Annotated in this window: 16 protein-coding genes; 5 read left to right on the forward strand and 11 right to left on the reverse strand. The window is 36.9% G+C overall.

The features are described 5' to 3' along the window. Positions 1-105 precede the first annotated feature (105 nt). Positions 106-618: a DUF1440 domain-containing protein gene (locus ACJJVU_RS00845; protein ID WP_405221248.1), complete on the forward strand. Its 513-nt coding sequence runs from the start codon at positions 106-108 to the stop codon at positions 616-618. Here ACJJVU_RS00845 and ACJJVU_RS00850 read toward each other — a convergent pair. The 3 genes from ACJJVU_RS00850 to ACJJVU_RS00860 all read right to left on the reverse strand — a co-directional run bounded on the left by ACJJVU_RS00850 (position 615) and on the right by ACJJVU_RS00860 (position 4,320). Next, entirely contained in the window at positions 615-1,757 is a 1,143-nt protein-coding gene (locus ACJJVU_RS00850) for a methionine aminotransferase (RefSeq protein ID WP_405221251.1), read from the reverse strand. The genes ACJJVU_RS00845 and ACJJVU_RS00850 overlap by 4 nt on opposite strands. A 91-nt stretch (positions 1,758-1,848) precedes the next feature. After that, on the reverse strand, positions 1,849-2,415 hold the full coding sequence (locus ACJJVU_RS00855; RefSeq protein ID WP_013750447.1) for a DUF3109 family protein: 567 nt from the start codon (positions 2,413-2,415) through the stop codon (positions 1,849-1,851). Positions 2,416-2,523: 108 nt separating this feature from the next. Then, positions 2,524-4,320: an AMP-dependent synthetase/ligase gene (locus tag ACJJVU_RS00860; RefSeq protein ID WP_405221254.1), complete on the reverse strand. Its 1,797-nt coding sequence runs from the start codon at positions 4,318-4,320 to the stop codon at positions 2,524-2,526. Positions 4,321-4,530: 210 nt separating this feature from the next. Here ACJJVU_RS00860 and ACJJVU_RS00865 point away from each other — a divergent pair, with 210 nt between their 5' ends. Continuing rightward, positions 4,531-6,030 carry a M20/M25/M40 family metallo-hydrolase gene (locus ACJJVU_RS00865; RefSeq protein WP_405221257.1) on the forward strand — a complete coding sequence of 500 codons (1,500 nt, stop codon included), beginning with the start codon at positions 4,531-4,533 and terminating at the stop codon, positions 6,028-6,030. Between the two features lie 143 nt (positions 6,031-6,173). On the opposite strand, the gene katG is transcribed toward ACJJVU_RS00865, so the two are convergent. Further along, positions 6,174-8,390 carry a catalase/peroxidase HPI gene (katG, locus tag ACJJVU_RS00870; RefSeq protein WP_405221260.1) on the reverse strand — a complete coding sequence of 739 codons (2,217 nt, stop codon included), beginning with the start codon at positions 8,388-8,390 and terminating at the stop codon, positions 6,174-6,176. 266 nt (positions 8,391-8,656) lie between these two features. Between katG and ACJJVU_RS00875 the strand changes: the two genes are divergently transcribed. Further along, positions 8,657-9,241 carry a MarC family protein gene (locus tag ACJJVU_RS00875; RefSeq protein WP_108877651.1) on the forward strand — a complete coding sequence of 195 codons (585 nt, stop codon included), beginning with the start codon at positions 8,657-8,659 and terminating at the stop codon, positions 9,239-9,241. A 4-nt stretch (positions 9,242-9,245) separates the two neighbouring features. Then, a complete protein-coding gene (locus ACJJVU_RS00880) occupies positions 9,246-9,440 on the forward strand; it encodes a hypothetical protein (RefSeq protein ID WP_108877650.1) in 195 nt (64 codons plus the stop codon). Between the two features lie 7 nt (positions 9,441-9,447). Here ACJJVU_RS00880 and ACJJVU_RS00885 read toward each other — a convergent pair whose 3' ends face one another. The 4 genes from ACJJVU_RS00885 to ACJJVU_RS00900 all read right to left on the reverse strand — a co-directional run bounded on the left by ACJJVU_RS00885 (position 9,448) and on the right by ACJJVU_RS00900 (position 12,454). Next, positions 9,448-9,735 carry a hypothetical protein gene (locus tag ACJJVU_RS00885; protein ID WP_298322872.1) on the reverse strand — a complete coding sequence of 96 codons (288 nt, stop codon included), beginning with the start codon at positions 9,733-9,735 and terminating at the stop codon, positions 9,448-9,450. Positions 9,736-9,744: 9 nt separating this feature from the next. Continuing rightward, a complete protein-coding gene (locus tag ACJJVU_RS00890) occupies positions 9,745-11,334 on the reverse strand; it encodes a S41 family peptidase (RefSeq protein WP_405221264.1) in 1,590 nt (529 codons plus the stop codon). Further along, positions 11,335-11,763: a dCMP deaminase family protein gene (locus ACJJVU_RS00895; protein ID WP_035334863.1), complete on the reverse strand. Its 429-nt coding sequence runs from the start codon at positions 11,761-11,763 to the stop codon at positions 11,335-11,337. It lies immediately after the preceding gene. Positions 11,764-11,860: 97 nt separating this feature from the next. Further along, positions 11,861-12,454, reverse strand: coding sequence for a HupE/UreJ family protein (locus tag ACJJVU_RS00900; protein WP_298322882.1), 594 nt, complete (start codon positions 12,452-12,454; stop codon positions 11,861-11,863). A gap of 87 nt (positions 12,455-12,541) precedes the next feature. Here ACJJVU_RS00900 and ACJJVU_RS00905 point away from each other — a divergent pair, with 87 nt between their 5' ends. Continuing rightward, positions 12,542-12,970 carry a fructose 1,6-bisphosphatase gene (locus ACJJVU_RS00905; RefSeq protein ID WP_041295807.1) on the forward strand — a complete coding sequence of 143 codons (429 nt, stop codon included), beginning with the start codon at positions 12,542-12,544 and terminating at the stop codon, positions 12,968-12,970. Positions 12,971-13,049: 79 nt separating this feature from the next. Here ACJJVU_RS00905 and ACJJVU_RS00910 read toward each other — a convergent pair whose 3' ends face one another. The 3 genes from ACJJVU_RS00910 to ACJJVU_RS00920 are packed head-to-tail and all read right to left on the reverse strand — an operon-like array spanning position 13,050 to position 15,895. Further along, positions 13,050-14,621 carry an ATP-binding protein gene (locus ACJJVU_RS00910; protein WP_405221269.1) on the reverse strand — a complete coding sequence of 524 codons (1,572 nt, stop codon included), beginning with the start codon at positions 14,619-14,621 and terminating at the stop codon, positions 13,050-13,052. After that, positions 14,614-15,108 carry a Rab family GTPase gene (locus tag ACJJVU_RS00915; RefSeq protein ID WP_298322892.1) on the reverse strand — a complete coding sequence of 165 codons (495 nt, stop codon included), beginning with the start codon at positions 15,106-15,108 and terminating at the stop codon, positions 14,614-14,616. The genes ACJJVU_RS00910 and ACJJVU_RS00915 overlap by 8 nt, the downstream gene beginning before the upstream one ends. Beyond that, positions 15,095-15,895: a cell envelope biogenesis protein OmpA gene (locus tag ACJJVU_RS00920; RefSeq protein WP_298322895.1), complete on the reverse strand. Its 801-nt coding sequence runs from the start codon at positions 15,893-15,895 to the stop codon at positions 15,095-15,097. Before ACJJVU_RS00920 ends, ACJJVU_RS00915 begins: the two co-directional genes overlap by 14 nt. Between the last annotated feature and the right edge of the window lie 4 nt (positions 15,896-15,899).

Consider the following 15,899-nt stretch of genomic DNA (forward strand, 5'->3'; position numbering starts at 1 on the left):
TATATATTAAGGCAATAGTTATTTAATTAATTGTTAATTATAATTACCTTAAGAGCTCTACTACATCTTAAAAAGTACTTTAGAGTTATAAAACGCAAACTAACTATGAGTAATACTGCACTTTCTAACTGGCTTGAAAAAGATAATATAGCATCTACCGCTACTCGCGGAGTGATTGCTGGAGTATTAGGTGGTCTAGCAGGTACCATTGTTAAGAGCGCTATAGAACGAGTATTACCAGTAAGACAACCCAATACTGAAAGTGCACAACTTAAGCTAGTAGATAATATCTCTGAGAAGCTCACTGGCGAACCTATAAGCACATCAAATCGTGATCTTGCAGAACAATTAGTGAATATCCCTATTGGCCTTACATTAGGAGCTAGTTTAGGCTATGCAAAGCGTGATAGACCAGAAACCAACCTTGTAGAAGGAGCGCTCTTTGGCACCACAGCATATCTAGCAACACATGAAACCTCACTACCATTAATGGGCCTAGAAGACGAGCCTAAAGATATACCAGTAAAATTACAAGCAAATGAATTTCTTGCACATGTAGCTTTTGGGGTTACAGCAGAGCTTATACGTGGATGGGTTGCTCGTAAACTAGACGACTAGATACTAGTTAAAATTTCGGCAGCTTTTTTTAGTGTTTCGTCATCTTTGGCGACACAAAATCGTAGCATTTTAAAATCTTCTTGATCCACATTAAATACAGAAGTAGGTATAGATGCTAGTTTATGGTCTATAGTTAACGCTTTCGCGAAAGCGGTATCACTCTCACTAGTAATAGCAGAATAATCCAACATCTGAAAGTAGGTGCCTGCGGCAGGCTTTGCTGTAAATCGCGAACCTTCAATTAGGTTTAAAAATAAATCTCTTTTCTGCTGATAAAAATCGTTGAGTTCTAGATAATGATTAGGCTCCTTGAGGTAATGAGCGAAGGCTCTTTGTGAAGGATGGTGTACAGAAAACACGTTAAACTGATGTACTTTTTGAAACTCTGCCATCAACTCCTTTGGAGCTACAGTATATCCCATTTTCCATCCTGTGTTATGAAAAGTCTTCCCAAAGGATGCCGTAATAAAACTGCGTGCTCTTAATACTGGGTAACGAGCCACACTCTCATGACGCTTGTCATCAAAGACGATGTGCTCATACACCTCATCGCTTAGTAATATTATATCTGTACCTTCAAGAATGCGCTCTAGCTCCAGCATATCTTCCTTATGAAGAATAGTTCCCGTAGGATTGTGTGGGGTATTAATAAATAACATTTTAGTCTTAGGCGTGATAGCATCTTCCACAGCTTTCCAGTTCACCTTATAATCTGGCGCTTTGAGTTGGATAGGAATCACTTTACCGCCATTTACAATCACTGCAGGCTCATAACAGTCATAAGCTGGTTTCAATATAATTACTTCATCATCTGTACGTATAAAAGCAGATACGATTGTGTAAATAGCTTGGGTAGCTCCAGCAGTTACTGTAACTTCTGTCTCAGGATGATAATCACTTCCATATAAGGTATTGAGCTTTTGAATGATTTGTTCTCGCAAGCTGTAAACACCTTGCATAGGAGCATACTGATTATACCCATCACTCATTGCCTTTGTAACAAGCTGTTGCAGTTTTGGATCACTATCAAAGCCTGGAAATCCTTGTGCGAGATTAATGGCTTGATGTTCATGTGCCATCTTACTCATCACCGTAAAAATGGTAGTACTAACGTCAGGAAGTTTTGAATGAAAGTGCATGTATTGTCTTTGTGATTAAAGATAATGTATCTCAAAAGATTACATACATACTTTGTAGTATAGGACTTTTATGTCCGTACAGGATACTACATTATTTACCCATTTCTTGAGCGGTCTTCTCTAGTTCTGTATACCACTCTTCTCCAAATTTACGTATCAATGCATCTTTAGTAAATTTATAAACAGGCACAGATAGTTCTTTCCCTAGAGAACAAGCATCACTACAGATAGGCCAGCGATGATAATTTACTGCAGAGAATGAGCTATATTTTTGCACGCGAATAGGGTACAAATGACAAGAAATAGGTTTGCGCCACGAGACTTCACCAGCATTGTAAGCATCCTCTATACCGCAGCTTGCCCATCCTTTATCATTAAAAGTCACATAAGCACACTCGGCTCCATTTACTAGTGGTGTCTCTAGCTCACCGTCACGCACAATACTCGTTCCTTGCTCCTCAATTGCCGCAATTCCTTCTGGACGCAAAAAAGGTTTTACCTTATCGTAAATATCTGCCATGATAGTAACCTCATCTTCTTCAAGTGGCGCGCCAGCTTCACCTGCAATGCAGCACTCCCCTTTACAGGCATTAAGATTACAGACAAAATCTTTTTCGATAATGTCTTCAGAAACGATGGTTTTTTTGAGTTGAAACATAGTTGGGCAAAGATACTTGGAAAGTATGAAGTAAGAATGTGTGAGTAGCGAGATTATTAATGGTTATATAAAATTACGCTTTCGCGAAAGCGTAACATCTCACACTAACTACTCTGCGTACATCTTATCAATGAGTTCTTTATATTTTTGCTGAACTACTTTGCGCTTTATTTTTAGTGTAGCCGTGATTTCACCAGCTTCTATGCTGAACTCACGAGGGAGCAATGTAAACTTCTTTATCTTTTCAAATGTTGAAAATTCTTGCTGTAACTCGTCAAATCGTTTTTCAAAAAGTGCTACGACCTTATTATTCTTTATGAGCTCCTCCATGCTCTCAAATGAGATACTTTGCTCATTTGCATACTTCTTTAAGTTTTCAAAATTAGGAACGGCAAGTGCCGTCACATATTTCTGCTGATCACCTATTACCGCAATTTGTTCAATGAGAGCATCACTGATAAGTGCTGTTTCTAATTTTTGAGGAGCTATGTATTTACCTCCAGATGTTTTCATTAAATCCTTGATTCTATCTGTGATGTATAGATTTCCATGTTCATCTAATCTCCCTGCATCACCTGTACAAAACCATCCGTCCTTAAAAACCTGAGCTGTTGCTTCTGGCTTTTTATAGTAGCCTTGCATGACTCCAGGGCCTTTTACAAGGATTTCATCATTATCTCCTATTTTAATCTCAGTACCTTCTATGCTTTTTCCAGCAGAGTTGAATTCAAAATTTGTGTATCCAAATAAAGAAACTGTTGCGGTAGTTTCTGTAAGGCCATAGCCACATTTTACATCAAGACCAAAGGAGTGAAAAAATGAAACCATCTCTGCCGCAAGAGGTGCTCCACCACAAGGCATAAATTTAATACGCCCTCCAAAGAGTGCACGCAGTTTGCTTAACACAAGCTTATCTGCAATTTTATATTTGAGATTTAGTGCTAGTGGTACATTTTTCTCTAGTCGCTGGTGGTTGTTATAATAATCGTTACCTATCCCTAGTGCCCAGCTAGCGAGTTTCTGCTTTGTAGGCGAAGCTTCTTTTGTTTTAGCTTGTATCGCTGCATAAATTTTTTCAAAAATACGAGGCACCGTACACATAACTGTTGGCTGTACTTCTTTGAGCACCTCTGCAATTTTCTTTGGGTCTTGGTTAAAATAAACTTCAATCCCCATGTGCAAACAGAAAAACACCCAACTACGTTCAAATATATGACTGAGTGGTAAAAAGCTTAACGACACATCTTGGTCAGATATATCTAATTCATATTTATGCGCTGCTAGGGAAGCTCCTATATTAGTATGGTCTATCATCACACCTTTAGGTTCTCCTGTAGTTCCAGAGGTATAGATGATACTCGCTAGATCCTTTACATCAAGATTTTGCTGTCTTTTTAAATAGATCTCTTCAATTTCTTGAGTAGGGCTAGCGGCAACAAAATCTTCTAAATACATAGAAGAAACAGATGACTTTAACTTTATGGTATCTGTAAGAGCTACTATAAGCTTTAAATAGGATGAACTTTCTAGAAGCCCATAAGCCTGATCGTATTCATGCTGATTACCCACAAAAAGCAAACTTACCTCAGCATCATTAATTACGTAGTCTACTTCCTTTGTAGAGCATGTTGCATAGATAGGTACTGTTACTGCTCTTATGCTCATTATCGCAAGATCTGCAATAATCCAGTTAGGCATATTTTCGGCAAAGATGGCTACGTTATGCTGTGTTCCAATCCCAAATTGCAGCAAACCTTTAGCAAGGTTTTCTACTTGCTCATACATTTTCTTCCAGCTTATACCTTCCCAAGTATTAAGTGTCTCATTCTTTACGTAAAGCGCATTCTTGTTTTCAAAGCGTAGCGCATTTTCCTTGACATTTACTACTAGGTGTTTGTAATCCATAAACTGTAATTAATTACGATATTTAATCATTGAGGTTTTCCAAAATTAAACATTAATAGCCCGTTTCTTCTTTTATTAACCGTAGTAGCGTGTATTAACACGCTTTTATTAACCTCTGTTAATAGAAATGAAGCATCCCTGTAGAAAACCTTATATTTATCTAACATACAGTTGTACTTAACACAGCAACTATTCTTAAAATTCTCTTCTATGAAACTCTGGCCTCTCTGTCTCTTTTTTACTGCTCTTATAGGTACTGCTCAAACTCCTACAGATGTACTCATAGACCAAAATCTCAAGAAAACTCTTATTGAACATAAAGCATTTGTGAGCATTCCTAATTTGCCTTCAAACCCAGCTTTGATGCTAGAAAATATTGCTTTTGTAGAAAAGCGCTACAAGGCGCTAGATTTTACAACCAGCTTATTAGAAACTAGCACGCTCCCTATTCTTCTTGTAGAGAAGGTATATGACCCAAATTATAAAACGGTGCTCTTTTATGTTCATATAGATGGACAGGCAGTAAACCCCGCAACCTGGGATCAAGAAGATCCATTTATACCTGTACTCAAGGAGAAAAATAGCTCTGGAGACTACAAAGCTATTTCTTGGGATCAACTAGATAGTAAAATAGATGATGACTGGCGTATATATGGCCGAGCCGCTGCAGATGATAAGGCACCTATTATGATGTTTATTACTGCGCTACAACTTTTACAAGAACAACAAAAAGAGCCTGCTTTTAATATCAAGGTGATTTTTGACCCAGAAGAAGAATACAACTCGACGGCTTTGCTTTCTACCCTAGACACTTATAAAAATAGATATGCAGCAGATTATTTTGTGGTAATGGATGGTCCTGCTCATGATTCTAACAAGCCTACACTCACCTTTGGATGTAGAGGAATTGCTACTGCAGCAATTACCACTTACGGTGCCCGCCTACCTCAACATAGCGGTCATTATGGCAACTATGCGCCTAACCCTGTTTTTAGACTTGCAAACTTACTTACAACGATGAAAGATGATGATGGCAAGGTGCTCATTGAAAATTATTATAACGGAATTACCATCACTCCAGAGACGGCTCAGGTACTCTCTTCTGTACCTTTTGAGGTAACTGAATTTAATAAAAAACTTGGTGTTCACACCGCCGAAAAAGTAGGAAGTTCATACCAAGAAGCTTTGCAATTTCCTTCTCTAAATATTAGACAGATAGGTACTTCATGGACTGGCGAAGGTTTAAAAACTGTAGTTCCAGAGTATGCCATAGCACATCTAGATATACGCCTTGTTCCTGAAACAGACGGTGATGCACAACTGGAAAAGATTAAAAATCATATCACTAAACAGGGTTATTATCTTATAGACCGAGCACCCATAGATGAGGAAAGGCTTACCTACCCTAAAATAGCCACTTTTACGGGCAAGACCTCCGTAAACGCGTTTAGAACAAATCCAGATGATGCTTTTGGTAAAAAGATGAGGGGAGCACTATCACAATCTTTTGGTGAAGACCCCATTACTATTAGAATGATGGGCGGCACTGTGCCTATTGTTCCCGTGATTAAGGCGCTAGATGTTCCTACAGTCATACTTCCGCTGGTTAATATGGATAACAATCAGCATAATCCTAATGAGAATATACGCATAGGGAATATTAGACAAGGCATCAAGGTATGTCTAGCTTTACTTGAGACAGCTTTTTAAGGAGGTTTTTATGCTGTTACGCTTTCGCGAAAGCGAACTAACACGCACTGGTGAGAAGCAATGCATAAAAAGCAAAACGTCCAACTTATAATAAGTTGGACGTTTTTATTGTGTACTTACGCTTTCGCGAAAGCGTTATTTATTTACTTAATATCAAAACGATCTGCGTTCATCACTTTAGTAAATGCACTTACAAAGGTGTTTACAAAACGCTCTTCACCATCATTTGCTCCATATACTTCGGCAATTGCTCTTAGCTCTGTGTTTGATCCAAAAATAAGATCTACTCTTGAGCCTGTAAACTTCATATCTCCTGTACGTCTATCTGTTCCAGAAAATAATGTATCGTCTGATGATAGTGCTTTCCAAGTATAGGTAAAGTCTAATAGGTTCTCAAAGAAATCATTAGTAAGGGCTCCTACTTTATCTGTAAATACTCCTACTTTAGACCCGTCATAGTTACAGCCTATCACACGCATACCTCCTACTAAGGCAGTCATCTCTGGAATAGAAAGTCCCATAAGATTTGCTCTATCTATAAGAAGCTCCTCTGCGGCAGTTTCCATACCACCTTTCTGGTAGTTTCTAAAACCATCTGCTCTAGGCTCTAGGTAACCAAAAGAGTCAATATCTGTTTGCTCTTGACTAGCATCAGTACGTCCCGGGGTGAAAGGCACCGTTATTTTATGGCCAGCATTGTGAGCGGCACGCTCAACACCTACTCCACCTGCAAGTACAATAAGGTCTGCCATAGATACATCAAACCCAGCATTATCTTGTACATCTTTAAGAGCATTAAGCACTCTTCTTAATTGTTCTGGGTTATTTACTTCCCAGCTATTTTGTGGTGCAAGACGTATACGAGCACCATTTGCTCCACCACGCTTATCACTATTTCTAAATGTAGAAGCAGATGCCCAAGCTACGCTTACCATATCTGAAGCAGATAAATCTGTTGCGTCGATAGCCGTTTTAAGTGTTTCCACCTGACTATCTGATAATGTATATCCGTTTGCTTCTGGGATAGGATCTTGCCATAATAATTCTTCTTTTGGTAATTCTGGACCCAAGTAACGTGATAATGGTCCCATATCACGGTGTGTCAATTTATACCAAGCTCTCGCAAATGCATCTTCAAATGCCTTGTGATCCTTATGAAATCTCTCCGAAATCTTACGATATTCTGGATCCATTTTAAGAGCCATATCTGCTGTAGACATCATTATGCCTTGAGTACCATTTCCTCCTGCAGCTGGTGCTTGTGGTGCATCTGCATTAGACGGTTTCCACTGGTGTGCTCCTGCTGGACTTGTAGTAAGTTCCCAATCTAAATTAAGTAATACGTCAAAGTACTCTGCATCCCAACGTGTAGGGTTAGGTGTCCAGGCTCCTTCAAGACCAGAAGTAATAGTATCATCTAGCACCCCGCTCTTGTACGTGTTTTTCCACCCAGTACTCATTTCTTCTAGAGTTGCTCCGTGTGGCTCTGCTCCTACATACTTTTCTGGGTCTGCCGCTCCATGTGCTTTTCCGAAGGTATGCCCTCCAGCAACGAGTGCCACTGTTTCTTCATCATTCATTGCCATACGACCAAAGGTCTCTCTTATATCATATGCACTCCCTATAGGGTCTGGCTTACCGCTAGGTCCTTCTGGATTTACATAAATAAGTCCCATATGAGTAGCACCTAAAAATCCTTTAAGCTCTCTATCTCCCTCGTGACGCTCTTTTTCTCCTAGCCACTCATCTTCATAACCCCAGTTAATATCTTGTTCTGGCTCCCATACATCTTCTCTTCCTCCTGAAAAACCAAAGGTTGGGAATCCCATTGACTCTAAAGCCGCGTTACCCGCAAGGATAAATAAATCTGCCCAAGAGAGATTTTTACCATACTTCTTTTTGATAGGCCACAAAAGTAAACGTGCCTTATCTAAGTTACCGTTATCTGGCCAACTGTTAAGTGGCGCAAAACGTTGTGATCCCGAACTAGAACCACCACGGCCATCACCTATTCTATAAGTACCTGCACTGTGCCAAGCCATACGTATCATAAATGGCCCATAATGACCATAATCTGCCGGCCACCAGTCTTGTGATTCTGTCATTAGATTTATAACCTCTTGCTTTAATAGTGGAAAGTCAAGACTATTAAAAGCTGCGGCATAATCAAAATCTTTATCCATAGGGTCACTACTTGTACCGTTTTGACGCAGGATGTTTAATTTTAACTCATTAGGCCACCAGTCTCTATTTGTTGTACCCTTACCGGCTACTAACTGATCTGGATTACCAAGAAATGGACATTTTGCTGCTGCACTGGGATCATTTATGTCCCATACGTTTGTGTGTTTACTACTCATAATGCGAAGTTTTACTAGGTTGATGTGGTAAAAATATTTATAATAAGCTAAGTAGACTATAGTTTATCATTAGAATAAATTAAAGTTTAATAGTTAAAAACTATGACGTGGATTTATATAGAACATTACAAATGTTTTAAAATAAAATGTTACCAGCTTATTAATAGCGTATTAAGTTACGCATAGTATTTATAATTCTCCTTGATGATGCGTTAAGTATCCTTTAATTAAAGTTACCTTTGCGCGCATTTTAAAATGGATATGCAATGAAAATAGATCTTAAAGAAATACTTACTGCCGCAATGGTACTTTTTGCTGTAATTGATATAATAGGGAGTATTCCTATTATATTAAAACTGCGAAAAAAGGCAGGACATATACAGAGTGAGAAGGCCGCCTTAGTAGCACTTATTGTAATGATCCTATTTGTATTTGTAGGGGAGAGCATACTAGGACTCATAGGTGTTAATGTATATGAATTTGCAGTAGCAGGTTCTTTTATTCTATTCTTTATAGCCCTAGAAATGATCCTAGGTGTTAGTATTTTTAAAGATGATGATGGCATTAGTGCAAAGACCGTATCTGTGTTCCCACTCGCCTTTCCATTAGTAGCAGGACCAGGTACTCTTACCTCGCTTCTTGCATTACGCGCAGAATATGACCTTAGCAATATTATAATTGCTATCATACTCAACATCTTGCTAGTCTATATCGTATTAAAAACTTCTAAACACATAGAACGCTTCTTAGGAAAGAACGGTATTGCTGTAATACATAAAGTTTTTGGTGTAATTTTGTTAGCAATCGCTGTAAAGCTTTTTACCGCAAACATTCAAGAACTCTTTAAGTAATACTATGAAGTTTATAATCCCTATTGGAATCTTACTGGCGCTAGGCCTTCTTATTTATAATGTAACGTTACTAGACTTTTCTAATCTCCTTGAAGGTGAAAGCAGTATTGCTTTAATAGGAGTTATTGCGTGTGCGTGTGCGATATTGTTATTACTTATTTTACGCACCTCTCGCAAGATTGCAGAGAAACATAAATAGCATACAGCTACATTAGGTATATAATGTATGGGTTATATATCTCGTAAACAATTCCAACAATTAAAGTGAGTATTGCTAGTGCTGTAAAAGCAATGTGCAACTTTTGATACCATAGATTACGTCGCAATTTCCAGATGAGTTTCTCATCATCTAAATCTTCTATTTGGGCTAGAATAATAGGTGGCTTTAGATAAAAAGGACTTACAGATATACCGTGACGTATAAGTAGTGCAGCGCTATTATCTAGCAATCTAAAGATGATTGCGATAATATACACATATATAGCTACTACCATTAACATAGGTTATTCTTTTTCAAGGGTAAGTTCTATTACTTTTTGAATTACGGCGTCTTCTTTATTTACCATCATCTCAAAAGCATTGTTGTCAAAAAGCTGTCTAGCCATTGTAGCTTTGAGGTATTTCTTATACAAGTCTTTATACTTACTTGCTTTCAAATTAATCTGTCTAAACTGTGCGAAAGATATAAAATCTTCTACTACTTGATCTGATATAACAACCTCTTCTTGAAATTGCTCCATACTCAAGCTGTTGTAGTACGTTCTATCTTTTTCTAATTGCTCAAATATAAATAAGCGCATATATCCAGAACGTAGCACGTAATTGAGATGCTCAACCTCATAGTCTGTATTTTTAGGAACAAAAATGTCTGGTATGATTCCGCCTCCGCCGTATACAATTTTACCTTTAGGAGTTCTAAATTTAAGAGAGTCTGCCACTTTGATACTATCTACACTGCGTAGCTCGCCATTTTCATATCTATTGAGATAATCTTCAAAATAATCTTTATCTCCTAGCTCATAAGGCTTCTGTATAGAACGTCCAGTAGGAGTGTAATAACGAGCAATAGTTAATCTTACAGCACTGCCATCACCTAAATCCATTTCTCGCTGCACAAGTCCTTTACCAAAGGATCTTCTCCCCACTATTACTCCCTTGTCATTATCTTGTAATGCTCCCGCAACAATCTCACTAGCACTTGCAGAGTTCTCATTGATAAGTATAAACACTTCTCCTTCTTCAAAAATACCACCGTCATCGGTGTAGCTATTTGATATGTTTCCTGTTTTATTTTTTGTAAAAAGTATGAGCTTGTCCTCTTCTAAAAATTCATCTACCACTCCCTCTGCACTAGAGATATAACCTCCTGGATTATCCCTTAAATCTAATGCAATTTTAGTCGCTCCTTTATTTTTAAGATCTATGAGCGCTTTCTTGAACTCTTCATGAGTAGACTCTGCAAAACGGTTGATCTTGATGTACCCAAGATTATTAGTAAGCATATAACTGCCTACCACACTAAAAATAGGCACATGATCACGTTTAAAATTAAACGTCAAAAGGTCTTTAACTCCAGGTCTTTTTATTTTAATTTCAATAGGTGTTCTTGCTTTACCCTTTAAAATACTAGATAGAGAGTCATCTGTAATTTCTTTGGTAGATAAATTGATGCCATCTGCATAAACAATGCGGTCTCCACCTTTGATTCCGGCACGAGCACTAGGCCCTCCTTTAATAGCCTGTATTACCGCAAGCGAATCATTATAAGGATAAAAACTCACTCCTATCCCTACAAAATCGCCTTTCATATTCTCCTCCATAGCGCTATACTCATCTGGCGGTATATAAGTAGAATGTGGGTCTAGATTGTCTAAAATACCATTTACAGTAACATCTACAATGCTATCTGTATTAATGACATCTACATACTCATAATCTATGTAATCGATAAGCTTATTAAGTTTATCCTTTTTTGCATTTGAAGTAAACAACGCGGTATCATTATATCCAAAATCTAGTAAGCTTCCTAGCAAAATGCCTAAAGCAATGCCCAAGCCAAAGAGTAGGGGAATATATTTGCGTTGTATTTTCATTTATGAATCGATATCTTGAAGATGTACTATCTCAACGCCTGCTTTTTCTAAAAATTTCACACCCGTTAAATCTTTATAAGCATTATGATATACAACACGCTTAATACCTGCTTGATGGACTAATTTACTGCAGTCCTTACAAGGACTCAGTGTGATGTATAACGTAGCTCCATGGCATGATTGTGTAGAGCTAGCAACCTTTAAAATTGCGTTTGCCTCTGCATGCAATACATACCACTTCGTATTATTTTCATCGTCTTCACAAATATTTTCAAAACCAGTAGGTGTACCATTATATCCGTCAGAGATAATCATCTTGTCTTTTACAATGATTGCTCCCACTTGCTTACGGTTGCAGTACGACAGTTTCCCCCATTCTCGAGCCATTCTCAAGTAAGCGATGTCATATTTATGTTGTTTTGAAGCCATTAGCTATTGTGATGTATGTATGTACGCTTTCGCGAAAGCGTAAAAAAATATAATATATAACTTATTTACACACTACTAAAAGCATGCAAAACAATTATTAAAAATTAATGCTAGAAAGTGCTGTTTTAAACACTGGAATGGCGACTCCAATCACTATGGATGAAATAACCATTACCCAATCCCTAAGTGAAAATCTAAAAATTGCCTGACCCACAAAACTTATAATAAGCACTACAAATACAATGATTAATTGTGCTGCTTCAATACCTAAAGTATATTCTATTAATGGTAGCAGCTTACTTTCTGAGCTTGCTGTCATCATTTTAAAATATGTAGAAAAACCTAGCCCGTGAATTAATCCGAAAAAGAGCGCTGCAAAAAGGTGAATACCTATCTTCTGATTGCGATTCTTTTTACCAGCTGTAAAAATATTATATAGAGCAGTAATTAAAATTGTTATAGGTATAAGAACCTCTACTAATGATGAATTAACTCTTACAACTCCATAAGCCGATAGTGCCAGCGATAAGGTATGACCCAGTGTGAAAATGGTTACTAATGTCAATAGTTTCTTCCAGTTAGAAAACAAGTACGGCACTGTCAGTACTACTAAAAAAAGTATGTGATCATAGGCGTTCCAATCTAGTACGTGGAAGAGGCCTTCTTTAAAATAAAATAAGAATGAATCCATCTAAAAAAATTAGGGGTTTTATCAAATGTACAAATTAAAAATCTTGATTAAATAGCTATCTTTGATGCTTACTTTAAATTAAGAAATATGTCTTTTTCAGATTTATATGATAGCGGGTTCCGCAAGAGAAACGAAGATCACTTTGCATCTATTGTGAGAGTGGCAATGGATGATGGTGTAATTTCAGACAAGGAAAAAGCTTTTTTAGACAGGCTTGCTCGTAACCTTTCTATATCTGCAGAGGATTATGAAATTATTTTAGGAGACTACATGTCTCACCCTATTAACCCTCCTACTACTTATGACAGAAGGTTAGAGCGTTTATACGATCTTACACGTATGATTCACATTGATCATGATTTTGAGGAAGAAGAGCCTCTTTTAATAAGACTTTCTATAGGTTTAGGTTTTGCTACAAGTAATGCACCTTATGTTGCACATAAAGCACTTACTCTTGTAAGAGAAGGCACTGATCTTGATACATTTCAAGATGAAATCAAAAATATGAGCCGCTAGATTGTAGCTTTTATCATAAATCAAAAAGGGGAAGATCTTCATGAGATCTTCCCCTTTTTGATTGTTTTTTAAGAAGATTTTACTCTTCCTCTTCTTCTAAAGAAAGTACTTCTTTACTTTTTCTTTTATAACGCGTTAAGAGTCTCTCTATTGTTTCAAAAAGAAGCTCTGCATCTATAGGCTTTGTTAAGTAAGCATTCATACCTGCTTCCTTTGCTGCATCTTGCTCTTCTTGAGCCGTTCTAGCAGTAAGCGCTATAATAGGTAGTTTACTTATTTTACTATTAGAATGACTTCGTATCTGTACTGCAGTATCAAGCCCATCCATTATAGGCATCGTAAGATCAAGTATCACTAAATCATAAGTGTTTCTATCTAAAAATTCTAGAACACGCTCACCATCTTTTGCAATATCAATACTATAAGCACCATGGTCTACAAATAGACGAAGCATTAACAACTGATTCACCTCAACATCTTCTCCTAATAAAATACGTGGCTTTTTACCAGCAGCTTTTTTATTCTTTGTCTTCTTAGTCTTTTCTTTCTTCTCTCGTTTCTGGTTATGAGAAACCCCCATATACACCGTAAAACTAAATGTAGATCCTTTGCCCTCTACACTGCTTACCTCTAGATCACTCTCTAACAAGTGTGTGAGTTGTTTTACGATACTAAGTCCTAATCCAGACCCTCCAAAAAGACCTCTTTTTTCTAACTGTGTAAAGCTATCAAAAATACTATCTATCTTCTCCTTAGGTATTCCTATTCCAGTATCTGTTACTTCAAAAGTGACAGGGATTCTTCTCGCATTTTGAGAATCTGTTTTTACACAGAATTTTATATTTCCTTGATGCGTGTATTTAAGTGCATTCTCTAATAAGTTTACAAGGATCTGATTGATTCTAAGATGATCGCCCACTAAGAAACGTGGAATCTTTGAACCCATCTCAAACTCAAAAGAAAGTCTCTTCTCATCTGCCCTGAGTTGATAGGTTTTCCCTAAAACTTCTATAAATTCTTTAAAATCAAAGCGCCTCTTTTTAATTTCTAACTTGCCTGCTTCAATCTTAGATATATCCATCAAGTCATCCAGAATAGTCACTAGGTTCTTAGATGAATCTTTTACAATATTAAGGATGTCTAGTTGTTCTCTTGTGATATCTGTATTTTCTAGCACAGAAAGAAAGCCCACAATACTATTGAGCGGAGTGCGGATTTCGTGGCTTACGTTTGCAAGAAACTTATTCTTAAAACTACGCTGTATTTCTAACTCTTGATTAAGTTCTTGTGTAATATTAAAACCTATAATAGACTCATTACGCACCTGTTTAATCTGATGTACCGTCTTATAGTGATCTGTGAGATCGTTTAAAATTACGACTAACGTATCGTCATCTCTTAATATGGTCTTTATATCTAAGAAATAAAGTTTTCCTAGCACCTCTACTTGAACACAAAAGAAAGTATGTTCTTTTTTTGTCTCCTCAAAGACATTCATCAGTGAGTAGAAAAATGGGTGAAACTCTGTTATATCAGAGTTTTTGCTAATAGAAAATAGGTTTTGATCTGAGTCTACAACGTTCAGTCCTCTATTAACAATAAGTAATTGTATGGTTTTATTAAAAAAATCCTGTCTAAGGTTATCAAGCATTTTTAAGCAATTGCGCTGCTACATCATTAAACAGCTGTTCAACATTTTCTCCGGTTTTTGCACTGGAAAGATAGCTATGTTGAACATCTTGAGCCTTGAGAGCTGCCATGATTTCATCCTTGTCGACTAAGTCTACTTTATTTCCGATAATGTGCACAGGCACTTGGGGATACTTATCTTTTAAGTGACTTAAGTTATATTTTAAATCACCATATGTTACTGCTCTAGATGCATCAAACACATAAATAAAGCTAGAAGCTCCCATTAAGTATGATGGTCTGTATTTTGTAAAATCATCTGTCCCTTCTACGTCCCATATGATTAACGTTACTTTATCGGAGTTAATAGTTACCTCCTTCTTCATTATATGCACACCAATAGTCACTACATAGTTATCTGAGAAGTTATTCTCAACAAACCTGCGAAGCAGTGAAGACTTACCAACACCAAAATGTCCTAGTAATACTATTTTTTTAGATACGCTCATCTGTAAAATACTCTTTTAATTTTTTGGTAAATTTTTGATTGTCACTTAAATCATCTTTGTTTATCACAAACTGAGCAAAGTCAAGTAACACATCATCAAGTTTATTTTTATATTCATCATCATAAATACCGCTCAAAATTACGGCAATATAATATTCTGAGAAATTTTGTAAATGAATAGTATAGAGCTGATAATCTATCCTCTCTAATTCCATATCCCCTCTCTCAAAAGCATCCTCTGCAAAGCTTTTTATCGCCGTGAGCATACCCGCCATCATATCCTTGTCCATCGTTTTGGTTTTTGAATAGCTTGCTTTAAGCAATCCAGAACCTTTTTCGATTACAAGTATTTGTTCAATATACGCTTTATATTCTTCTTTAAGCAGTGCCGCTGCAGTAGGTCTTTCCTTACCCTTAGACTTAAACATACTTCTAAATGAAAATGCATTATCTATTTTCTCACTTATGGAATCGTTAAGCTTTTTTATTTCTGCCTGGACATACCTTTTTATCATTTTACCCATAATAGGGTATAATGCTTCTACCACTGCGTCTTGAGAATTTTTAATTTCAGATTTTAATGTTTGGGTAATAGTTGGCCCTAGAGTTTCGGGCATCTCTTTTACAAAGTTCAACAAACGTTCATCTAGAATGGGACCTACTCTATCTGATAAATGTTGCTGTCTCTCTTCTAGATCCTTGAGTTTTCTGTATATATCATTCTCAGGCTTTTTCTCATCTGTGAGTAAAAGCTCTTTTAAAATTTCAAGACGTTCATCAGTTGTCATTAAA

It is taken from the genome of Dokdonia sp. Asnod1-B02 (assembly GCF_045063955.1).
Classification (GTDB): Bacteria; Bacteroidota; Bacteroidia; order Flavobacteriales; family Flavobacteriaceae; genus Dokdonia.